Below are 21,698 nucleotides of genomic sequence, written 5' to 3'. Positions count from 1 at the left end.
TCCCCCCACCCCCGGAGGGTTGAGGGAAGGGGCGGGGTGGGGGAGAACCCCCACCGCACCCACCCCCACCCGCACGGAACCCGCATTGTCAGCACCCCCCACTACCCTTGCCGACGTGCCCACCCACCTCACCGACCCCGAGCAGCTCAAAGAGCTCCTCGGCATCCCGTTCACCCCGGAGCAGACGGCGTGCATCACCGCCCCGCCCGCCCCGCAGGTCATCGTGGCCGGAGCCGGATCGGGCAAGACCACCGTCATGGCCGCCCGGGTGGTGTGGCTGGTGGGCACCGGCCAGGTCGCGCCGGAGCAGGTGCTGGGGCTGACCTTCACCAACAAGGCCGCGGGCGAGCTCGCGGAGCGGGTGCGCACCGCGCTGATCAGGGCGGGCATCACCGATCCGGACGCCCCGGAGCCGGAGCAGGGCGAGCCGGGCATCTCCACGTACCACGCCTTCGCGGGACGCCTGCTCACCGACCACGGCCTGCGCATAGGCCTGGAGCCCACCTCGCGGCTGCTCGCCGACGCCACCCGGTTCCAGCTCGCCGCCCGGGTGCTGCGCGAGGCCCCGGGGCCGTACCCGACGCTGATCAAGTCGTTCGCCTCCCTGGTCAGCGACCTGCTCGCGCTCGACGCCGAGCTCGCGGAACACCTCGTACGCCCCGAGCGGCTCGCGGCGTACGACCGGGAGCTGCTGCGCACCCTGGAGGGCGCCAAGCTCAGCAACGCCGAGCTGCGCAAGGTGCCCGAGGCCGCCGCGGCCCGGCTCGAACTGCTCGACCTCACCACGCGCTACCGGGCCGCCAAGAAGAGCCGCGACCTGCTCGACTTCGGCGACCAGATCGCGCTGTCGGCCGAGCTCGCCCTCAGCCACCCCGAGGTCGGCCGGATCCTGCGCGAGGAGTTCAAGGTGGTGCTCCTGGACGAGTACCAGGACACCTCGGTCGCCCAGCGCCGGCTGCTCGCCGCGCTGTTCGGCGGCGGCACCGGGCACGCCGTGACCGCCGTCGGCGACCCCTGCCAGGCGATCTACGGCTGGCGCGGCGCGTCGGTGGCCAACCTCGACGACTTCCCCCGCCACTTCCCGTACGCCGACGGCCGCCCCGCCACCCGCCAGGCCCTGTCGGAGAACCGCCGCAGCGGCGGCCGCCTCCTCGACCTCGCCAACTCCCTTGCTGCGCCGCTGCGTTCGATGCACGCCGGGGTGGAGGCGCTGCGTCCGGCCCCCGGCGCCGAGCGGGACGGGAGCGTGCGCATAGCCCTGCTCGACACCCACCAGGAGGAGATCGAGTGGCTCGCCGACTCGATCGCGCACCTGGTGCGCACCGGCAAGGCGCCCGGCGAGATCGCCGTCCTGTGCCGTACGGCGGGCGACTTCCCGCAGATCCAGGGCGCGCTGGTGGCCCGCGACGTTCCCGTCGAGGTCGTGGGCCTGTCCGGGCTGCTCCACCTGCCGGAGGTGGCCGACCTGGTGGCGGTCTGCGAGGTCCTCCAGGACCCGGGCGCCAACGCCCCGCTCGTGCGGATCCTGACCGGCCCGCGCTGGCGCATCGGCCCCCGCGACCTGGCCCTGCTGGGCCGCCGCGCCCGCCATCTCGTCCGCCGTCCGCCGAGCGAATCCGACGACCCCGACCAGCGCCTCGCCGACGCCGTCGAAGGGGTCGACCCGGCCGAGGTGATCTCGCTCGCCGACGCCCTGGACACCTTCCTCGAAGGCGCCGACGACGACGGGCTGCCCTTCTCCGCCGAGGCCCGCGTCCGCTTCGCGCGCCTCGCCGCCGAACTGCGCGATCTGCGCCGCTCGCTCGCCGACCCGCTCATGGACGTCCTGCACCGGGTCCTGACCGTCACCGGCCTCGAAGTCGAGCTCTCGGCTTCCCCGCACGCCCTGGCCGCCCGCCGCCGCGAGACGCTCTCCGGCTTCCTCGACACGGCGGCGAGCTTCGCCGCGCTCGACGGCGAGGCGTCCCTCCTCGCCTTCCTCGGCTTCCTGCGCACCGCCGCGCAGTACGAGAAGGGCCTGGACAACGCGCTGCCCGGCGGCGAGAACACGGTGAAGGTGCTCACCGCCCACAAGTCCAAGGGCCTGGAGTGGGACGTGGTCGCCGTCCCGGGCCTGGTCACCGGAACGTTCCCGTCCACGCAGTCGAGGGAGGCGTGGACGGCCCAGGCGAAGGTCCTCCCGCACGCGCTGCGCGGCGACGCCCCCACGCTGCCCGTGGTGGACGAGTGGGACGCGAAGGGCCTCAAGTCCTTCAAGGAGGCGATGAAGGAGCACCAGCACACCGAGGAACTGCGCCTGGGATACGTCACGTTCACCCGCCCCCGCTCCCTGCTGCTCGGCTCGGGACACTGGTGGGGCCCGAGCCAGAAGAAGCCCCGGGGGCCCTCCGCGTTCCTGCACGCGCTGTACGAGCACTGCGCGGCGGGCCACGGCGAGATCGAGGCCTGGGCGGACGAACCGGCCGAGGGCGCCGAGAACCCGGCCCTCCACGAGTCGGCGACCACCCACGCCTGGCCGCTCCCGCTCGACCCCGAGTCCCTGGCCCGCCGCCGGGCCGCCGCCGAGCGCGTCCTGGCCCACCTGGCGACGGCGGCCCCCCGGGAAGCGGCGCCCCCGCACCTCGAAACGCCCTCCTCTTATGAGGACGCGCCGTACGAAGGCGCGCCCCAAGAGGGCGTGCGCCCCGAGGACGGCCCCTACGAGCACACCCTCGACGAGCACGCGCCTTACGACGACGAGCCTTTCGCGGGTGAGCCGTACGAGAGCGAGCTGTACGAGGACGAGCCGTACGGGGAAGGCGCCTTCCCCCCGGACGAGGCGAACCCCCCTTATGGAGAGGGGGAGTTCGCCCAGCCGGGCGATCTCGGCGATCTCGGCGACCCCGCCGACTTCGCCGACGACTGGCACCTGCTGACCGAGGAGCGCCCGGCCACCGCGACGCCCACCACGCGGTCCGCGCCCGCCGAGCACACCCGGACCGGGCCCGGTGCGGGCCCCCGGGCCCGCGAACACGGCCTCGTCCCCGGCGGCATCCCGGCCCCCCGCCTGACCCCCGAGGACCGCCGCACGCTGCACTCCTGGGACCGCGACCTGGAGGCGCTCACCACCGAGCTCCGCCGGGCCCGCGCCACCACCCTCGACGTGGCGGTGCCGGCCTCGCTCACCGCGTCCGAGCTGCTGAAGCTGGCCGCCGACCCCGACGGCTTCGCCCGGGACCTGGCCCGCCCCATGCCGCGCCGCCCGCAGCCCGCCGCGCGCCGGGGCACCCGCTTCCACGCCTGGGTGGAGTCCCGCTTCGAGGAACTCCCGCTGCCCATGCTCGGCCCCGACGAGCTGCCGGGAGCGGACGAAAGCGACGCCGACATCGCGGACGAGCGCGACCTCGCCGCCCTCAAGGAGGCCTTCGAGCGCACCCCGTACGCGGCCCGCACCCCGTTCCGCACCGAGGCGCCCATCCAGCTGACGCTCGCGGGCCGGGTGATCAGAGGCCGCATCGACGCCGTCTACAAGGAGGGCGAAGGCACGCTCGCCACGTACGAGATCGTCGACTGGAAGACCGGTCGGCAGGCCACCGCGGACCCGCTCCAGCTGGCGGTCTACCGGGTCGCCTGGGCCGAGCAGACGGGCGTGCCGCCGGAATCGGTCGACGCCGCGTTCGTGTACGTACGCACAGGTGAGACGGTCCGTCCGGCTCGGCTGCCGGGCCGGGCCGAGCTGGAGGCGATCCTCCTGGGCCACCGTCCGCAGGGCGGACCGGAGGACCGGCCACCGCTTGCGGCCGGATAGGCTCAAGGGCATGAGCGAGACCCCGGACAGCGCCGTCCAGACCGCCACCGCGACGGTGCGCGCCTACATCGAGCAGCACCGCGCCGCCTTCCTCGGCGACCTCGCACAGTGGCTGCGCATCCCGTCCGTGTCGGCCCAGCCCGACCACGACGCCGATGTACGACGCAGCGCCGAGTGGCTCGCCGCCAAGCTCCGCGAGACGGGCTTCCCGGTCGCCGAGATCCTGGACACCCCCGGCGCCCCCGCCGTCTACGCCGAGTGGCCCTCGGGCGAGCCGGGCGCGCCCACCGTCCTGGTCTACGGCCACCACGACGTGCAGCCCGCCGCCCGCGAGGACGGCTGGCACACCGACCCCTTCGAGCCGGTGATCACCGACGGCCGGATGTACGGGCGCGGCGCCGCCGACGACAAGGGCCAGGTGTTCTTCCACACCCTCGGCGTCCGCGCGCACCTCGCCGCCACCGGCCGCACCGCCCCCGCCGTCAACCTGAAGCTGCTCGTCGAGGGTGAGGAGGAGTCGGGTTCGCCGCACTTCCGGGCCCTGGTCGAGGAGCACGCCGAGCGCCTCGCCGCGGACGCCGTGATCGTGTCCGACACCGGCATGTGGTCCGAGGACACCCCCACCGTATGCACGGGCATGCGCGGCCTCGCCGAGTGCGAGATCCAGCTGTACGGTCCCGGCCAGGACATCCACTCCGGCTCCTTCGGCGGCGCGGTGCCCAACCCGGCGACCGCCGCGGCCCGTCTCGTCGCGGCCCTGCACGACGCCGACGAGCACGTCACCGTCCCGGGCTTCTACGACGGCATCGCCGAGCTGACCGACGCCGAGCGCGAGCTCTTCGCCGAGCTGCCCTTCGACGAGGCGGCCTGGCTGGACACCGCCAAATCGACGGCGCCGCTGGGCGAGGCCGGTTTCTCCACCCTGGAGCGGATCTGGGCGCGCCCGACCGCCGAGGTCAACGGCATCGGCGGCGGCTACCAGGGCCCCGGCGGCAAGACGATCATCCCGTCCTCGGCGATGGTGAAGCTGTCCTTCCGCCTGGTCGCGGGCCAGGACCCGAAGGACATCGGGAAGCTCGTCACCGACTGGGTCGCCGGGCGGATCCCCGCCGGGATCCGGCACGAGATCACCTGGAGCGCGGGCACCCGGCCGTGTCTGACGCCGCTCGGCCACCCCGCCCTCCAGGCCGTCGTCCGCGCCATGACCGCGGCCTTCGGCACGAAGGTCCGCTTCACCCGCGAGGGCGGCTCGGGCCCCGCCGCCGACCTCCAGGACGTACTGGCGGCGCCCGTCCTCTTCCTGGGGATCTCGGTCCCCTCCGACGGCTGGCACGCGCCGAACGAGAAGGTCGAACTGGACCTGCTGTTCAAGGGCGTCGAGACCTCCGCCCACCTGTGGAGCGACCTCGCCGCCACGACAGCCTGATCCCTCAGCCCGCGCCACCGGCTGACAGAAATCGCTGAACACACCATCCATCCGGGGGAGTTGGAAGCACCTGTGAGCACCACCAGCAGTGAAGCCGTCACGGACCAGCCGATCGGGCTCGCCACGCCCATCGGTCTCACCGCGCCCAGCGGCATCGACCGGGCCGCGCACCACCGCCTCGACGAGGCCTGGCTCGCGGCTGCCTGGAGCCACCCCACGACCCGGGTCTTCGTGGTCTCCGGGGGACAGGTCCTGATCGACGAACCGGCGGACGGCGGCGACGGGCCCACCGAGCTCGTCATGACCCCGGCCTTCGAGGCCCCGGTGACCGAGACCCACCGCTACTTCCTGGGCACCGACGAGGACGGCGTCAGCTACTTCGCCCTCCAGAAGGACGCGCTGCCCGGGCGGATGGACCAGTCGGCCCGGCCCGCGGGGCTGCGCGAGGCCGGCCTGCTGCTGTCACCGCGCGACGCGAGCCTGATGACGCACGCCGTCGCCCTGGAGAACTGGCAGCGCCTGCACCGCTTCTGCTCCCGCTGCGGCGAGCGCACCGTGATCGCGGCGGCCGGCCACATCCGCCGCTGCCCGGCCTGCGGCGCCGAGCACTACCCGCGCACCGACCCCGCGGTGATCATGCTGGTCACCGACGAGCACGACCGGGCGCTGCTCGGCCGCCAGGTGCACTGGCCCGAGGGCCGCTTCTCCACCCTCGCGGGCTTCGTCGAGCCCGGCGAGTCCATCGAGCAGTCGGTGCGCCGCGAGGTGTTCGAGGAGGCGGGCGTCACGGTCGGCCCGGTCGAGTACGTGGCCAGCCAGCCCTGGCCCTTCCCGTCCAGCCTGATGCTCGGCTTCATGGCCAAGGCCACCTCGTCCGAGATCAACGTGGACGGCGAGGAGATCCACGAGGCCCGCTGGTTCTCCCGCGAGGACCTGGCCGCGGCCTTCGAGTCCGGCGAGGTGCTGCCCCCGTACGGCATCTCGATCGCGGCCCGCCTCATCGAGCTCTGGTACGGCAGGCCGCTGCCGAAGCCGACGCGCTGAGCTTGGCCGGCGCTCCGGCCCAGGCATGCGGAAGGCCCCCGTCCACGGTTGGACGGGGGCCTTTCCGCTCGGTCGGGCGGATCGCCCGCACGGGCTCGTGCGCGCCGCGCTCAGACGCCGATCTTCTGCTTGACCTGCGCCAGCGAGGGGTTGGTCAGCGTGGACCCGTCGGCGAACAGCACGGTCGGCACCGTCTGGTTGCCGCCGTTGGCCTTCTCCACGAACGCCGCCGAGGCCGGGTCGTGCTCGATGTTCACCTCGTCGTACGCGATGCCCTCGCGGTCCATCTGCTTCTTCAGCCGCTGGCAGTAGCCGCACCAGGTGGTGCTGTACATCGTCACAGTGCCCGGCATGTGTCTCGCGCTCCTCTGTATCGCTGACTGGCGTGCGCGCCCCGCCGAATGCGGTTCCGCAGGGGGTGGAACGTACGGGGCCCGGCCACCATTCCCGCGCGGCGCCCCCATGTGACCCAATCGCCACGACGGGCCTCCGGCGGCCGCCCGGCCCGGTGTCCCGCGGCCCGCGACCGGCGGCACGCCCCGCGTTAGTACGACTGCGGGCGCCACCTGTGGACAACGCGGCACACCCGTCCCGGGCGACCTGGCAGCATGGCGGGGTGACATCAGCAACGCACTCCACTCTCTTCCCGCGGGTCCCCGACACGGCCGACGCGGTGCTCGACGGGCTCGACCCCGAGCAGCGCGAGGTCGCCACGGCCCTGCACGGCCCGGTGTGCGTGCTGGCCGGCGCGGGCACCGGCAAGACCCGCGCGATCACCCACCGGATCGCGTACGGAGTGCGGTCCGGCATCCTGCCGCCCGGCGGGGTGCTGGCCGTCACGTTCACCAACCGGGCGGCCGCCGAGATGCGCGGCCGGCTGCGCGAGCTCGGCGTGGGCGGCGTGCAGGCCCGCACCTTCCACTCCGCGGCCCTGCGGCAGCTCCAGTACTTCTGGCCCAGAGCGGTCGGCGGCCAGCACATGCCCCGCCTCGTCGAGCGCAAGGTCCAGCTGGTCGCCGAGGCGGCCGCCCGCTGCCGGCTGCGCCTCGACCGCAACGAGCTGCGCGACGTGACCGGAGAGATCGAGTGGGCGAAGGTCACCCAGACCGTCCCCGGCGACTACCCGGCGGCCGTCGCCAAATCGCACCGCGAGGCGCCCCGCGACCCGGCCGAGATCGCCCAGGTCTACCGGATGTACGAGCAGCTCAAGCAGGACCGCGCGGTGATCGACTTCGAGGACGTGCTGCTCCTCACGGTCGGCGTGCTCCAGTACCGCGACGACATCGCGCAGGAGGTCCGCCGCCAGTACCAGCACTTCGTGGTGGACGAGTACCAGGACGTCAGCCCCCTCCAGCAGCGCCTGCTCGAACTGTGGCTGGGCGACCGCGACACCCTGTGCGTGGTGGGCGACGCCAGTCAGACCATCTACTCCTTCACCGGCGCCACCCCGGACTACCTGCTCGACTTCCGCACCCGCCACCAGAACGCGACGGTGGTCAAGCTGGTCCGCGACTACCGCTCCACCCCCCAGGTCGTACACCTGGCCAACGGGCTGCTGAACCAGGCGAGCGGCCGCGCCGCCGAGCACCGGCTCGAACTGGTCTCGCAGCGCGACAAGGGCCCGGACCCGGTCTACACGGAGTACGGCGACGAGCCCGCCGAGGCCGAGGGCGTGGCCCGGCGCATCCGCGACCTCATCCGCTCCGGTGTGCCGGCCGGCGAGATCGCCGTGCTGTACCGCATCAACGCCCAGTCCGAGGTCTACGAGCAGGCCCTCGCGGACGTGGGCGTGCCCTACCAGCTGCGCGGCGCCGAGCGGTTCTTCGAGCGCCCCGAGGTGCTCGAGGCGATGGTCGCGCTCGGCGGCGCCTCCGTGGCGGGCCGCAACGACTCGCTGCTGGACGACGCCGTGGACGTGCCCTCCCAGGTGCGGGCGGTGCTCGGCACCAAGGGCTGGACGGCGCTGCCCCCGACGGGCTCGGGCGCGGTGCGCGACAAGTGGGAGTCGCTGGCCGCGATGGTCCGCCTCGCCGAGGACTACGCGCAGGCGAGGCCCGAGGCGAGCCTGGCCGACCTGGTGGCCGAGCTCCACGAGCGCAAGGCCGCCCAGCACGCCCCGACCGTCCAGGGCGTCACCCTCGCCTCGCTGCACGCGGCCAAGGGCCTGGAGTGGGACGCCGTGTTCCTGGTCGGCCTCACCGAGGGCATGCTGCCGATCACGTACGCCAAGACGGACGAGCAGATCGAGGAGGAGCGCCGGCTGCTCTACGTCGGCGTCACCCGGGCCCGGATCCACCTGGGTCTTTCCTGGTCGCTCTCGCGCTCTCCCGGCGGCCGGGCGAGCCGCCGCCCCAGCCGCTTCCTGAACGGCCTGCGGCCCGGCTCCGGCTCCCGCGCGGCGCGTCCGGTCGCGGGCGGCACCGGAGGCGTCGAGCGCGGCCCCGCGGTGCGCAAGCGCGTCCGGCGGGGGCCGGTGCTGTGCCGGGTGTGCGGGAAAACACTCACCGAGGCCGGCGAGATGAAACTGATGCGCTGCGAGGACTGCCCGTCGGACATGGACGAGGCGCTGTACGAGCGGCTCCGTGACTGGCGCTCCCACCAGGCGAAGGAGCTGGGCATGCCGCCGTACGTCGTCTTCACGGACAAGACGCTGATGGCGATCGCGGAGGCCGTGCCGTCCACCGGGCACGAGCTCGCGGTGATCTCCGGCGTCGGCGCCCGCAAGCTGGACCGCTTCGGCACCGACGTACTGGCCATCTGCGCAGGTGACGAGCCTGGAGGAGTCGACGACGCGGGTTCGTGAAAACTCGTCGAAAAAATAGTTTGCGCCCGCCCCAGGAATCCCCATAGGTTCTTAACCACGGAAACGGGAGCTTCTCCGAAGCCTGGTCTCCGTGCTGTACTTAGCTGTACTTATCCGAATACGCATGGGATCAGGCCGCGAGGCCGAAGTCCCCGAGACGCCGAGAGGAGGCGAGACCAGTGGCCAGCTACAACGAGACCAACACCAGCTTCATCAGCACCAAAGTGACGGACCGCTCGGTCGCCGCCACCTGCACGCTCGGCTCTTCGTTCCAGGGCACCGGTCTGTCCACCGGCGTCTCCGGTCTGGTCGGCCTCTTCGCCGCCGCTCCGGCGTCCCTGACGAGCCTCCCCGTGCGTGATGAGCGTAATGAGCGACCGATTCAGGCGCCGGGAGCAGCAGTAGCGAAGGGACGGGCCCAGGCCCACGCCTTCGCGGCGACCGGTGCCGGAGCCGAGAAGCAGACGCAGAAGTACCAGCACCACATGATGTGGGCCTTCCGTGGGCTCGAACCCTGGAGTGATCCAGCCTGATCCAGATCAGGCAGGCGCCTTCAGGGCCGCGGAACCCCATCAGGGATCCGCGGCCCTTCTGTTTGTCCCGAACGGGACGGACGGAGTGAAGGGGGCCTCGGTACCAGCCGACACCCGGCCGACCGGCCGGACCGACAGCCGAACACGACAAGACGAGGTTGAAACCACCGTGCAACTCGAAGCGCACGCCCCGTCCGTACCGCCCGCCCCGACTCTCCCCCCGCCCGGTCTCACGGAGGACCCCGCCTTGACTCCCCTCACCGCGCTCACCGCGCTCGACGACGCCATCGAGAACCTCGGCGTACCCGTCCCCTGCCGTTCCTTCGACCCGGAGGTCTTCTTCGCCGAGTCGCCGGCCGATGTCGAGTACGCCAAGTCCCTGTGCCAGACCTGCCCCCTGATGGCCGCCTGCCTCGCGGGTGCCAAGGAGCGGCGCGAGCCGTGGGGCGTCTGGGGCGGCGAGCTCTTCGTCCAGGGTGTGGTCGTGGCCCGCAAGCGGCCGCGTGGCCGTCCGCGCAAGAACCCGGTCGCAGCATGAACCGCCCGGGAACCATCGACCACCCCCGAACGAACGACCCCCAGAAGCAGGCCCCGATGACGACGTCCGCCAGCGAGCCCACCGGCTCCGCGACCCCAGACTTCACCACCACCGGCGCGAACGAGTCGCGCCAGAACAGGACCCTCGAAATGCAACTCATGCCAGAAGCCCTGGCCCGTGCGCATATGCATCAGCGACTGCAGGAAGCCGAGGTGGAGCGCCAGGCCGTGCGCCTGGTCGCCGCCCGGCGTATGCAGCGGCGCGCCGAGCGCGCGTCGATGCGCGCCCGCCGCGCCCTCGCCATGGCCGTCATGCACTGACGGCCGGCACGTGGTCGGCACGACCACGAACGCAACAGAAACAACAGAAGCAGAACGTAAGACGGCGGGGGCCGGTCCGAACGGACCGGCCCCCGCGGTGCGTTGTGCTCCGCGGTGCCCGGCGCGGCGGTATCGTCGCACGGTGGACGACCAGAATCGGCCGGTGGCCGAAACCATCGTGTGCTCCCACTGCGGGACCCCGGCTCCGGCCGAGGGCCCACCGCCGACGTGGACCTACTCGGTCGAGAACGGCGCCGGTCACTACTACTGCGAGGCCTGCGCCCGCGCCAACATCAGAGCCATCGAAGGCAGGCTCGACGCCGCCTGGTGGTAGCGCCGGCCTCCTCAGGCCTCCTCGGCCGCCTCCGGCTCGGGCTCGTCCGGAACGTCCGCCAGGAACCCCGGCATCCACTCCTCCAGTTCGTCCCGCATCCGCACCGTCGCGTCCAGCTGGCACAGCACCCCGATGGTGGACAGCGTCACGCGGTGTATCAGCAGATACGACGGCGGCAGGTTGAGCTGCTTGCCCAACTGGTGGGCGGGGGAGCGGGGATCGGCGATCCGGGCCGCCTGCCCGCGCATCCAGCCCCGGCTGAAGGTGAACGCTTCGGCCTGGGCCGGTTCGATGATCGGCAGCAGGTAGTCGAGCACCGCGTCCGGATCCAGGTCGATGGACTCCTTGACGAAGCCCTCCTCGCGCAGCAGCTCGTAGACCGCCTCGGCCTCGCCATCCAGGGTCATCCGCAGGGACTCGCCGATGGTCGCGGGCAGCCCGCCGGGCAGCCGGTCGACCGTGCCGAAGTCCAGGACGCCGAGCCGCCAGACTCCCCCCGGCTTCTCCGGCGGCAGGAGGCGGAAGTTGCCCGGGTGCGGATCCGCGTGCAGCAGGCCGGTCCTGGCCGGGCCGGAGAACAGGAACCGGGTCAGCAACTGCCCCGCCCGGTCCCGCTGCTCCGGTGTGCCCTCCCTGATCACGTCCGAGAGCGGTATCCCCTCGATCCACTCGGTCACCAGGACCTGGTCGCACTGGTGGACCACGTCGGGCACCAGCACATCGGCGTCGCCCGCGAACTCCGCCGCGTGCTCCCGCTGGGCCCGCGCCTCCAGCCCGTAGTCCAGCTCCTCCGAGACCCGGTCGCGCAGCTCGGCGATGAGCGGCTTGATGTCCATCCCCGGAATGAGCGGGCCGAGCAGCCGGGCGAACCGGCTGAGCTGCGTCAGATCCGAAAGCAGTGCGTCGCCGGCGCCCGGATACTGCACCTTGACGGCCACCTCGCGCCCGTCGTGCCAGACCGCGCGGTGGACCTGCCCGATGGAGGCGGCCGCCGCGGGCTTCTCCTCGAACTCCAGGAACAGCTCCCGCCAGTCGGCGCCGATCCGCTCCGCCAGGACGGCGTGGACCGTGCGGGTCGGCATCGGCGGCGCGGCCTCCTGGAGCTTGGTCAGGGCGGCCCGGTAAGGTCCGGCGACCTCCTCCGGCAGAGCCGACTCGAAGACGGACAGCGCCTGCCCGAACTTCATGGCGCCCCCCTTCAGCTCGCCCAGGACCTTGAAGAGCTGTTCGGCGGTGCGCTGCTGGAGCTCGCGGGCCACCAGCTCCGCGGACTTCCCGCCGATCCGCTTGCCCAGGCCCCAGGTGGCCCGGCCCGCGAAGCCAAGTGGCAGCGCGGCCAGCTTGGCGGTCCGGGTGACCGCCTTCCGGGGAAGATCAGACATGCGCCCCTCCAAATCCCAGACAGCAGCGCCCTCGCAGGCGTCACCCGGCCATTGTGTCGTGTGGCCCGACCGCCCCCGAGACCTGCTCCCCCTGAGTGTTCCCGACCGCGCCGCAGAAGCAGTCCCCGTGTGGCTCGATCGGTGTGGAGCGCCAGTCGAGGCAGGGCAGCGAGGCCTCCCAGCGGCGGCCCGTACTGGCCGGAAGATCCCCGTCCAGGAACGCCAGGGCATGCCCCGCCGCGAGACCCGCGACCGCGGTCGCCAGGGCCAGGTCACAGGCCGGTGCGCCGGTGCGCCGACGCCCCGAGCGCCACTGCGCGAGCAGCCGCGGCCAGCCCGGGTCGCGCTCGGCGCGGCCGAGCGAGAGGCACCCCGCGCATCCGGTGCCGCCGGGCAGCACCAGGGGACCCACCACACCCGTGGTCTCCACAACTCCCGCGTACAGATGGGGTGTTCCCGCGCCGACCCACTCCTCGGCGTCCGCCGCGTCCGGCGCGTACACGTCGAGTGCCTCGCGCGGGGCCACCACGATCAGGGAGAGCGGGGCCCGCTCCGCGTCCCTCCCGTGGCGCGGGGGACCGCCCGGTGCCGTGCGCCGCACCAGCTGGGCCGCCGCCGTCGCGCGCCGCTCGCCCACCGCCCGCTCGGGCAGCCCGCCCGGCGCCACGTCCCCCGGCTGCGCGGTGCCGCCGTCGAGGACGTCGACCCGGCCCACCCCGGAGCCCGAGAGCACCGCGGCGATGGCCGCGCCCACCCGCCCCGCGCCCCGCACTTGAACCCGTATGGCCCTGCGGGCCGCGAGCCTGCGCGCCGCGTCGCCCGGATCCGGATGGATGAGCGAGAGGGACGCGAGATCCGGCCGTAGTCGCTCCAGGGTGTCCGGCCGATTCCGTAGCGCACGGGCCGCCGGGCCGCCCGCCGTCGGATCGTCCACCACGCCCGCCGCCGTCAACCGGGCCACCAGTTCGTCCACTTGGTCCGGCGGCAGGTTCAGGGCGCGGGCCCGCTCGTACAGGATCGGCAGGCCCTGGGTGCCGTCGAGCAGTTCCAGGAAGTGGCCCGTCGCCGGGTCCACCGGTGACACGACGACGGCCTGCGCGGGTGTGATCCCGAACTGCACGGTCTGCCGGTCCCGCCAGGCCCGGCGCAGCGCCGGCTTCAGCATCGGATGCATGGTCGAACCCCCGTTGTCCCACGGCTCCGCGCGTCCCCGGGGCCTGCCCGATCGCAGGGCCGTCGCGCGGCATGGGGCCAGAATGCACGGCTGCGGCGGAGGGCGTGGAAAGTTGTCCACAGGCGAGGGGTATTAGTCATTCAAATGCTGCACCCCAGCGGATGGATCATGGCTCAACCGTCCCGGAGGCGGGACTTCCCCCACTGACAGCGGGTAACGTCGGGGCGTGCCCGCCGACCCACTGCAGAGTGCCGGAAGCCCGCCGCGCAGCCCGACCAGCCTGCCGCCACGCGGTCCGGCGACGAGCGCGGTCGAGGTCCGCCGCAGCTCCCGGCGCAGCAGAACGGTCTCCGCCTACCGCGAGGGCGACCGCACCATCGTGCTCATCCCGGCCCGGATGTCCGAGGCCGAGGAGCAGCGCTGGGTCACGGTGATGCTGGACAAGCTGGCCGCCCAGGAGAGCAAGCGCATGCTGGGCGACGCGGAGCTCACCGAGCGCGCCGAGCGGCTCTCCGAGCTGTACTTCGACGGCCGGGCGCGCCCCGCTTCGGTGCGCTGGGTGACCAACCAGAACACCCGCTGGGGCTCCTGCACCCCGGCCGAGGGCAGCATCCGCCTCTCGCACCGGCTCCAGGGCATGCCGGAGTACGTCGTCGACTATGTGCTCGTCCACGAGCTCGCCCACCTCCTGGTGCCCGGTCACGGGCCCCGGTTCTGGGAGCTCCTCGACGCCTATCCGCGCACCGAACGGGCCCGCGGATACCTCGAAGGTGTGGTGGCCGCCGACCGCCTCCCGCACCTCCCCGCCGCACGCGGAGAGTGACCGTCGACGGTTCTGTACCGAATGTGCAGCGACTTCGCCGATTGTCCGAGGCAGCCGTTAGCCTGGCGCGACGCAATCACCTCGGGATGGGGGACGGTCGGTACGCATGGCCAGGGAATTCCAGCGCGGCCACAAGGCCAAGGTCAGTGATCTCACGGCGGGCACGGATCTGTACGTGGGCGTGCAGATCGGGGGCCCCGGGCTGACCTTCGACATCAGCTGCTTCGGGCTCGACGCCAACGAGCGGCTGTCCGACGACCGTTACTTCGTCTTCTTCAACCAGCCGAAGTCCCCCGAGGAGTCGATCCAGCTCCTCGGCCCCCAGGCCGGTGACACCGAGTCGTTCCGCGTCACCCTGGACCGCGTCCCGGCCCACATCCACAAGCTCTCCTTCACCGCGACGCTGGACGGCGCCGGCCAGATGTCACAGGCGGGCCCGGGCTACATCCGGGTCGTGGCCGGAGGCGAGGAAGTGGTCCGGTACGCCTTCACCGGCGCGGAGTTCAGCACCGAGCGGGCCGTCATGCTCGGCGACTTCTACCTGAAGGACGTCTGGCGCTTCGCCGCCGTCGGCCAGGGCTTCGACGGCGGCCTCGAAGCCCTCCTGAAGAACTTCGGCGGCGAGGTCCTGGAGGAGGAGCCAGCGCCGCAGCAGCCGCCGCAGCCGCAGGGTGCGGCCCCCGGCTTCGCCCCGCCGCCCCAAGCCGCCGCGCCCGCCCCGCAGTTCGGCGCCCCGGCGCAGGCCCCGGCGCCCGCGCCCTCCTTCGCGACACCCGCGCCCGCGGCCCAGCACTACGCCCCGCCGCCGGGGTCCACTCCGCCGCCGCCCCCCGTGCCCACCCCGCAGATCCACGCGGCTCCGACCATCGCGGCGCCCATGCACCTGGTGCCCGGCACCGTGCCGCCGCCCGCGCCCGCGCCGTACGGGCAGCCGCCGCAGCTCCCGTACGGACAGCAGCCGCCGCAGCCCCAGTTCGGCCACGTCCCGGGCCAGGTCCCGCCGCCCGGGGCGCCCGCTCCGTACGGACAGTCCGCGCCCTACGGTCAGCCGCAGGGCGTGCCCCAGGGCGGCGGGCTCCGCGCCGCCATCCAGATGTACAAGGAACTGCCCACAGGCCAGCGCTGGACTTCGCAGAACAAGCAGCTGGTCCGGGTCGACCTCGGCGTCGGCGGCCAGCCGGTCCTCGCCCGCCAGGGCAGCATGGTCATGTACCAGGGCAAGGTCGACTTCGGCTACAAGGGCGCCGGTTTCGCGGGCCGCATCGTCGGCAACGCGACCGGCCAGGAAATGCAGTTGATGCGGTGCACCGGCCGCGGCCAGGTCTTCCTCGCCGAGAACAGCGCCTATCTGCATCCCATCGAGCTCCAGGGCGAAGGCATCTGCGTCTCCGCCGACAACGTGCTGGCCTTCGACGAGTCCCTCCAGTACGAGGTCCGTCGCATCGAGGGGCACGGCATCCCCGGCGGCGCCCTGTTCACCATGCTGTTCCAGGGCACCGGCACGGTCGTCGTCATGACCCACGGCACCCCGGTGGTGCTGCCGGTCACCCCGACCACGTTCGCCGACAGCGACGCGATCGTCGCCTGGTCCGCCGCGTCCCAGGTGATCGTCTCCAGCCAGGTCAGGCTGCGCCGCAACGCCTATCCGGGCCACAGCGGCGAGTCCGTCAATCTCCAGTTCCGGGGCGCCCCCGGCAACTTCATCGTCGTCCAGCCGTACGAGGTCTGAGGGAGCCCGAACCATGAACCAGCAACTTGCGGGCTACGCCCCCACGCCCGTCGCGGCCCGGATGGAGAACCACGGCAGCGCGATGCTCAAGGTGGCCATGTCCACCGGCCAGGACCTGTTCGCGCGGGTCGGCTCGATGGTCGCCTACGAGGGCTTCATCCAGTACGAGCCCAACCCGCCGGCCGTGCGCCAGATGGCCCGGGACTGGATCACCGGCGAGGGCGCGCCGCTCATGAAGTGCACCGGCGACGGGCTGCTCTACCTCGCCGACTACGGGGCCAACGTCGTGATCGTGCACCTCGACAACGACGCGCTCTCCGTCAACGGCACCAATGTGCTGGCCTTCGACGCGAGCCTCCAGTGGGGGGTCGAGCGGGTCAGGGGCCTGGCCAAGTTCGCGGGTCAGGGCCTGTTCAACGTGAAGATCTCCGGCACCGGCTGGGTCGCCCTGACCTCGCGCGGCACCCCGGTCGTCGTCGACTGCGGAAGCGGCGAGGACGAGACGTACGTGGATCCGGACGCGCTGGTGGCCTGGTCGCCGAACCTGAAGGTGAAGGGCAAGCGCAGCTTCAAGGCCTCCTCGCTGATCGGACGGGGCAGCGGAGAGGCCTTCCAGATGGCGTTCTCGGGCCAGGGCATCGTCGTCGTACAGCCGAGTGAGGACAGCACGGACCGCCTGCGGGCCCGGGGCTGAGGGGGAGAGACACACCATGCAGAGCCCGCTTTTCGGCTACACCGAGCAGCAGTCCCAGGAGCGCTACGCGGCGCAGAACCCGCAGTTGCTGCGGGCCGTGCTCACCGGCCACGACGACCTCCTGGCCCGCAAGGGCTCGATGGTCGCCTACCAGGGTCTGATGGAGTTCGACGGCGAGTACCAGTCGAACGGCCAGCAGCGCGCCCGCGCCCACACCGGTGAGGGCCTGGACCTGATGCGCGTCTCGGGCCAGGGCACGGTCTACCTCGCCAACCTGGCCCAGCACGTCCACATCGTGGACGTCGACCGGGACGGGCTGACCGTCGACAGCGGCTACGTCCTGGCGATGGACTCCTCGCTGCACTACGAAGTCATCGCCGTGGACAGCCAGTACGGGGTCTCCGGCACCGGCAAGTACCAGCTCAACATCACCGGCAGCGGCAAGGTCGTCCTGATGACCTCGGGCCAGCCGCTGATGCTCCAGGTCACGCCCGACAAGTACGTGAACGCGGACGCGGACGCGATCGTGGCCTGGTCGACCTCGCTGCGCGTCCAGATGCAGGCGCAGACGCACTCCACGGGCGTGTGGCGGCGGCGCGGCAACACCGGTGAGGGCTGGGAACTGAGCTTCCTGGGCCAGGGTTTCGCCCTCGTCCAGCCGAGCGAGGTGCTGCCGCCGCAGAACGCGGCGATCGGGCAGGGACTGCGGGCGCAGTACGGCATGGGCCAGCAGGGCGCCCACGCGCAGAACCAGGGCAACGCCTGGAGCTAGCTGAACGCTAGTCCTGGGCACACGTAAGGGGCGCTCGCCCTGGCGAACGCCCCTTACGTGTGCGGTAGTTGAGGCCTTGCGGGCGGATCGGGCCCGGCCGGTCGGCTAGAGCCGGGCGCGGGTGGCCTCCAGGAGCCTGACCACCGAGTCGTCGGCGACCTCGGCCACCTCGTCGTAGCCGAACCAGCGCAGGTCGAGGGACTCGTCACTGATCGCCTCGACCGCGCCGGCCGGGGCGAGGGCCGCGTACTGGACGTCCAGGTGCCAGTGGCACGGCGCCGGGATCGGATGCCGGTCGAGGCGGACCGGGCCGCCCGCGAGCAGCGTGAGACCGGTGACGCCGGACTCCTCCTCGGCCTCGCGCAGCGCGGCGGCCGCCACGGTGGCATCCCCCGGCTCGCAGTGGCCGCCCATCTGGAGCCACATATTCAGCTTCTTGTGCAGCGTGAGCAGAACGCGCTTCCGCTCCGGGTCGATGACCAGCGCGCTCGCGGTCAGGTGGCCGGCCCCGCAGGCCTTCCACATGCCGTCGGGGTGCGCGCCCAGATGGTCCAGGTAGGCCTGGCGCAGCTCGCTCTGGTCCTCGTACGCCTTCAGCACGAGGACCGCGTCGTCATGCAGGCTCACTGCTCGGAGTCGTCCTTGCCGTCGGTCTTCGCGTCGCCCTCATCGGCCTTGTCAGCCTTGTCGGCCTTGCCGGGGTTGTCCTTCTTGAGCGACGGGCCGTTCTGCTCGGCGGCCTCGCCCAGCATCTTGTCCAGCTCCGAGAAGTCCAGGTGCTCGCGGTGCACGAAGCCGTCCGGGTCGTCCAGGTCGGAGGCGGTCGGCAGCATGTCCGGGTGCTCCCACAGGTCGTCCCGGCCGTCCACGCCGCGCGCGTCGGTGAGCGAGGCCCACAGGCGCGAGGCGTCCCGCAGCCGGCGCGGGCGCAGCTCCAGGCCGATCAGGGTGGCGAAGGTCTGCTCGGCCGGACCGCCGGTCGCCCGGCGCCGGCGCAGCATCTCGCGCAGCGCGTCGGCCGAGGTCAGCCGGGGCTTGGCGGCCTCGTGGACCACCGCGTCCACCCAGCCCTCGACCAGCGCGAGCGCCGTCTCCAGGCGGGCCAGCGCGGCCTTCTGCTCCGGGGTGTCCTCCGGCTGGAACATGCCCTGCTGAAGGGCCTCCTGCAACTGCTCCGGGTTCGACACGTCGAGCTGGCCGACCGCGTCCTCCAGCTTCGCGGTGTCGACCTTGATACCGCGCGCATAGCCCTCGACCGCACCGAACAGGTGCGAGCGCAGCCACGGCACATGGGCGAAGAGCCGCTGGTGGGCGGCCTCGCGCAGCGCCAGGTAGAGCCGGATCTCGTCCTTGGGGACGCCCAGGTCCTTGCCGAACGCCTCGATGTTCAGCGGAAGGAGCGCCGCCTTGCCGGCCGGGCCGAGCGGCAGACCGATGTCGGTCGAGCCGACCACCTCGCCCGCCAGGACGCCCACGGCCTGCCCGATCTGCTGGCCGAACATGGCGCCGCCCATGGAGCGCATCATGCCGATCAGCGGGCCCGCCATGGCCTGCATCTCCTCGGGCAGGACGCCGCCCATGGCCGCGCCGACGCGCTCGGCGACCGGGTCGACCAGTTCCTTCCAGGCGGGCTGGGTGGCCTCGACCCACTCCGCGCGGCTCCAGGCCACGGCAGTGGTGGAGCCCGACGGCAGCGACGTGGCGTCGTCCAGCCACAGATCCGCCAGCCGGACGGCCTCCTCGACGGCGGCGCGCTCGGCGGGGCCGACGCTCTCGTCCTTGGTGCCGTCGGCGGTGCCCTGGGCGACCGTCTGGCGGGCGATCTGCTTGGCCATGTCCCAGTTGACGGGACCGCCCTCGTAGCTGAGCATCTGGCCGAGCTGCTGGAACGCGGCGCCCAGGTCGTTCGGGTTCATCGAACCGAACATCGCGGCGAACGGGTTGTCCGCGCCGCCCGGGCCCCCGAAATCGAAGGGGTTGCCGCCCTGGCCACCGGCACCCTGACCACCTCCGGCAGGGTCCTTCTTCTTGCCGTCGCCGTTCTCCGGCTCCTCCGGCGGAAGGCCGAATCCGAATGGGGTGTCACTCACGGGTTTCCTCGGCTCGTCAGGCCGCCGGCTGATGCCGACGGCGGCTTCCCCACAACACCACCAGCGTAGACATCCGAACCGGATAAGGGCTCGGTGCTCCGCCGCCTCGTGGCCTGCGGCAGGATGGACGCCACCTGGTCCGTACGCGTCATTAACGTACGTACTGAAGACAACCGCTGGAGACGCCCGGTGAGTTCCCCAGATCCGCAGGTTCGCGCAGCGCGAAACCTCTCAACCTCAACATCGCGCGGTCCCGTCGTCGCCGTGACCGGTGCCGCCTCCGGGATCGGCGCCCTGCTGACCGCGCGGCTCGCCGCGTCCGACGAGGTCAAGCAGGTCGTCGCCATCGACGAGCGCCGGGGCGAGGTCACCGAGGCGACCTGGCACATCCTGGACGTACGGGACCCGGCGATCGCCGAGAAGCTGCGGGGCGCCGACGTCGTCGTGCACCTGGCGCTCGACCTCGACCTGGAGACCGACCCGGCGGCCCGCACCGCCTACAACGTGCGCGGTACCCAGACCGTGCTGACCGCCGCAGCCGCCGCCGGCGTCCACCGGGTGGTCCTGTGCACCTCGGCCATGGTCTACGGGGCGCTGGCCGACAACGACATCCCGCTCTCCGAGGACGCCGAGCTGCGGGCCACCGCCGAGGCGACCGGCGTCGGCGACCTCCTGGAGATCGAGCGCCTGGGGCGGCGCGCGCCCCGCGCCCACCCCGGCCTCAACGTCACGGTGGTGCGGCCCGCCGTCCTGGTGGGCGGCACCGACACCGCGCTCACCCGGTACTTCGAGTCGCCGCGCCTCCTGGTGGTCGCCGGATCCCGTCCGACCTGGCAGTTCTGCCACGTCGACGACCTGTGCAGCGCCCTGGAGTATGCCGCTCTGGAGAAGGTCGACGGGGAGTTCGCGGTCGGCTGCGACGGGTGGCTCGAGCAGGAGGAGGTCGAGGAGCTCAGCGGCATCCGCCGCATGGAGCTGCCTTCGGCGGTCGCCCTGGGCGCGGCCGCCCGGCTGCACCGGATCGGGCTGACCCCCTCGCCCGCGGGGGACCTCGCGTACACGATGCACCCGTGGGTCGTCAGCGTCGGGCGGCTGCACGACGCGGGCTGGCGGCCGCGGTGGACCAACGAGGAGGTGCTCGCCGAGCTCCTCGAAGAGGTCGCCGGCCGGCGCACCGTCGCGGGCCGCAGGCTCGGCCGCAAGGACGCCACCGCGGCGGGTGCCGCGGGCGCCACCGTCGCACTGCTGGGCGCCGCCGCCGTGGTCCGCAGGGCCCGCAAGCGCCGGGGCCTGTAGGACTCTCCTACGCGGGCGCGCCCCACCCGGTCGAAAGGGCTATTCCGGGAAGCCGGTGCCGTGCGGCACGATGGGACCATGGCACGCACGTACCCCGACCACCCCGGTGAGCAGGCGGCGCAGGACCCGATCCGGCTGCTGGCGATCCGTGACACCCCGCTCTCCGTCGACGAGGTCTTCGCGGCCGCGGGCGACTTCGCGGCGGGCGGCACCGCGCTCTTCGTCGGCACCGTGCGCAACCACGACGGCGGCACGGACGTCGACATGCTGGGGTACTCCTGCCACCCCAGCGCCGAGGCCGAGATGCGCCGGGTGGCCGAGAAGGTCGTCGCCGACCATCCGGTCCGCGCGCTGGCCGCCGTCCACCGGGTGGGCGATCTGGCGGTCGGAGACATCGCGGTCGTCGTCGCGGTGTCCTGTCCGCACCGCGCGGAGGCCTTCGAGGCCTGCCGCAAGCTGATCGACGACCTCAAGCACGAGGTGCCGATCTGGAAGCACCAGAAGTTCTCGGACGGCACGGAGGAGTGGGTCGGGGCCTGCTGACGTGGGCTCCCCATCTGAAACCCCGTCGGATCCCTTGGGCCCCGATTTGCGTAACCGCCCCCCGGGCGTGAGCGTTGGACTGGCGGATGACTAATCTGCTGATCTGTCAGTTGCGGTCGCTCATTGGGGACGGGAGGACGGAATGGCTGCACTCCTGTGGCTGCTGATTCCGCTTTTCGCTGCGGTCGGCGCGGCGATATGGGCGAGCTGGGCCGCCCGCAATCGCACGTCCGGCGATGTGTCCGAACTCGCCGGGTACAGCCGGTTCCGTGAAGCGATGGAGAAATCCCACTCCGGAACCGACGCCGTCTGAGCGTTCCCGACCCGCACGCCCGGCCCCCGTCCCGTACGCGTTCGCCAACGGCCCCGTACGGACCGGCCCCACGGGTGGGCGCACAGATCGGTCCCGT

General features: G+C 72.5%; 20 protein-coding genes. 15 read left to right on the top strand and 5 right to left on the bottom strand.

Annotation, left to right across the window (positions count from 1 at the left end; all coding sequences use genetic code 11):
- The first annotated feature begins 115 nt into the window (after positions 1-115).
- The 3 genes from AC07F3_RS21005 (at position 116) to nudC (ending at position 6,257) form a co-directional block, all read left to right on the top strand.
- The gene (locus AC07F3_RS21005; protein WP_479115990.1) at positions 116-3,787 is read left to right on the top strand and encodes a UvrD-helicase domain-containing protein; all 3,672 of its coding nucleotides are present in this window, start codon (positions 116-118) and stop codon (positions 3,785-3,787) included.
- A gap of 10 nt (positions 3,788-3,797) precedes the next feature.
- On the top strand, positions 3,798-5,213 hold the full coding sequence (locus tag AC07F3_RS21000) for a dipeptidase (protein WP_479115989.1): 1,416 nt from the start codon (positions 3,798-3,800) through the stop codon (positions 5,211-5,213).
- A gap of 72 nt (positions 5,214-5,285) precedes the next feature.
- The gene (gene nudC, locus AC07F3_RS20995) at positions 5,286-6,257 is read left to right on the top strand and encodes an NAD(+) diphosphatase (protein WP_479115988.1); all 972 of its coding nucleotides are present in this window, start codon (positions 5,286-5,288) and stop codon (positions 6,255-6,257) included.
- A 110-nt stretch (positions 6,258-6,367) separates the two neighbouring features.
- Here nudC and AC07F3_RS20990 read toward each other — a convergent pair whose 3' ends face one another.
- Positions 6,368-6,610, bottom strand: a complete 243-nt coding sequence (locus AC07F3_RS20990) for a mycoredoxin (RefSeq protein WP_479115987.1) — start codon at positions 6,608-6,610, stop codon at positions 6,368-6,370.
- Between the two features lie 263 nt (positions 6,611-6,873).
- Between AC07F3_RS20990 and AC07F3_RS20985 the strand changes: the two genes are divergently transcribed.
- From AC07F3_RS20985 to AC07F3_RS20965, 5 genes are all read left to right on the top strand, one after another.
- A complete protein-coding gene (locus tag AC07F3_RS20985; RefSeq protein WP_479115986.1) occupies positions 6,874-9,060 on the top strand; it encodes an ATP-dependent DNA helicase UvrD2 in 2,187 nt (728 codons plus the stop codon).
- 179 nt (positions 9,061-9,239) lie between these two features.
- Entirely contained in the window at positions 9,240-9,593 is a 354-nt protein-coding gene (locus AC07F3_RS20980) for a hypothetical protein (RefSeq protein WP_479115985.1), read from the top strand.
- A gap of 169 nt (positions 9,594-9,762) precedes the next feature.
- Complete coding sequence (locus AC07F3_RS20975) at positions 9,763-10,131, top strand: WhiB family transcriptional regulator (protein WP_053729898.1); 369 nt, start codon at positions 9,763-9,765, stop codon at positions 10,129-10,131.
- The gene (locus AC07F3_RS20970; protein WP_479115984.1) at positions 10,128-10,451 is read left to right on the top strand and encodes a hypothetical protein; all 324 of its coding nucleotides are present in this window, start codon (positions 10,128-10,130) and stop codon (positions 10,449-10,451) included. The genes AC07F3_RS20975 and AC07F3_RS20970 overlap by 4 nt, the downstream gene beginning before the upstream one ends.
- 142 nt (positions 10,452-10,593) lie before the next feature.
- Positions 10,594-10,785, top strand: coding sequence for a hypothetical protein (locus tag AC07F3_RS20965; protein ID WP_479115983.1), 192 nt, complete (start codon positions 10,594-10,596; stop codon positions 10,783-10,785).
- A gap of 11 nt (positions 10,786-10,796) precedes the next feature.
- On the opposite strand, the gene AC07F3_RS20960 is transcribed toward AC07F3_RS20965, so the two are convergent.
- Complete coding sequence (locus tag AC07F3_RS20960; RefSeq protein WP_479115982.1) at positions 10,797-12,167, bottom strand: ABC1 kinase family protein; 1,371 nt, start codon at positions 12,165-12,167, stop codon at positions 10,797-10,799.
- A gap of 40 nt (positions 12,168-12,207) precedes the next feature.
- Positions 12,208-13,341, bottom strand: coding sequence for a ThiF family adenylyltransferase (locus tag AC07F3_RS20955; protein WP_479115981.1), 1,134 nt, complete (start codon positions 13,339-13,341; stop codon positions 12,208-12,210).
- Positions 13,342-13,567: 226 nt separating this feature from the next.
- Here AC07F3_RS20955 and AC07F3_RS20950 point away from each other — a divergent pair, with 226 nt between their 5' ends.
- The 4 genes from AC07F3_RS20950 to AC07F3_RS20935 all read left to right on the top strand — a co-directional run bounded on the left by AC07F3_RS20950 (position 13,568) and on the right by AC07F3_RS20935 (position 17,359).
- The gene (locus AC07F3_RS20950; RefSeq protein ID WP_479115980.1) at positions 13,568-14,164 is read left to right on the top strand and encodes a M48 metallopeptidase family protein; all 597 of its coding nucleotides are present in this window, start codon (positions 13,568-13,570) and stop codon (positions 14,162-14,164) included.
- A 106-nt stretch (positions 14,165-14,270) separates the two neighbouring features.
- Positions 14,271-15,893, top strand: coding sequence for a TerD family protein (locus AC07F3_RS20945; protein WP_479115979.1), 1,623 nt, complete (start codon positions 14,271-14,273; stop codon positions 15,891-15,893).
- Between the two features lie 13 nt (positions 15,894-15,906).
- Positions 15,907-16,587, top strand: a complete 681-nt coding sequence (locus AC07F3_RS20940; protein WP_479115978.1) for an AIM24 family protein — start codon at positions 15,907-15,909, stop codon at positions 16,585-16,587.
- A gap of 16 nt (positions 16,588-16,603) precedes the next feature.
- Positions 16,604-17,359 carry an AIM24 family protein gene (locus AC07F3_RS20935; protein WP_479115977.1) on the top strand — a complete coding sequence of 252 codons (756 nt, stop codon included), beginning with the start codon at positions 16,604-16,606 and terminating at the stop codon, positions 17,357-17,359.
- 105 nt (positions 17,360-17,464) lie between these two features.
- On the opposite strand, the gene AC07F3_RS20930 is transcribed toward AC07F3_RS20935, so the two are convergent.
- Together AC07F3_RS20930 and AC07F3_RS20925 are read right to left on the bottom strand one after the other, a co-directional pair.
- Positions 17,465-17,986, bottom strand: coding sequence for an NUDIX hydrolase (locus AC07F3_RS20930; RefSeq protein WP_479115976.1), 522 nt, complete (start codon positions 17,984-17,986; stop codon positions 17,465-17,467).
- Positions 17,983-19,449 (bottom strand): zinc-dependent metalloprotease, encoded by a 1,467-nt coding sequence (locus AC07F3_RS20925; protein WP_479115975.1) that lies wholly within the window; start codon positions 19,447-19,449, stop codon positions 17,983-17,985. The genes AC07F3_RS20930 and AC07F3_RS20925 overlap by 4 nt, the downstream gene beginning before the upstream one ends.
- A gap of 189 nt (positions 19,450-19,638) precedes the next feature.
- Here AC07F3_RS20925 and AC07F3_RS20920 point away from each other — a divergent pair, with 189 nt between their 5' ends.
- The 3 genes from AC07F3_RS20920 (at position 19,639) to AC07F3_RS20910 (ending at position 21,601) form a co-directional block, all read left to right on the top strand.
- Positions 19,639-20,745: an SDR family oxidoreductase gene (locus tag AC07F3_RS20920; RefSeq protein ID WP_469835058.1), complete on the top strand. Its 1,107-nt coding sequence runs from the start codon at positions 19,639-19,641 to the stop codon at positions 20,743-20,745.
- Positions 20,746-20,823: 78 nt separating this feature from the next.
- Positions 20,824-21,288, top strand: coding sequence for a molybdenum cofactor biosynthesis protein MoaE (locus AC07F3_RS20915; protein ID WP_114038854.1), 465 nt, complete (start codon positions 20,824-20,826; stop codon positions 21,286-21,288).
- 142 nt (positions 21,289-21,430) lie between these two features.
- Positions 21,431-21,601: a hypothetical protein gene (locus AC07F3_RS20910; RefSeq protein ID WP_189389853.1), complete on the top strand. Its 171-nt coding sequence runs from the start codon at positions 21,431-21,433 to the stop codon at positions 21,599-21,601.
- Positions 21,602-21,698: the final 97 nt, after the last annotated feature.

The organism is Streptomyces sp. NPDC045846, from assembly GCF_056431605.1.
Note: the sequence above shows the minus strand (reverse complement) of the source record. Positions and strands in the feature narration are given on the sequence as shown.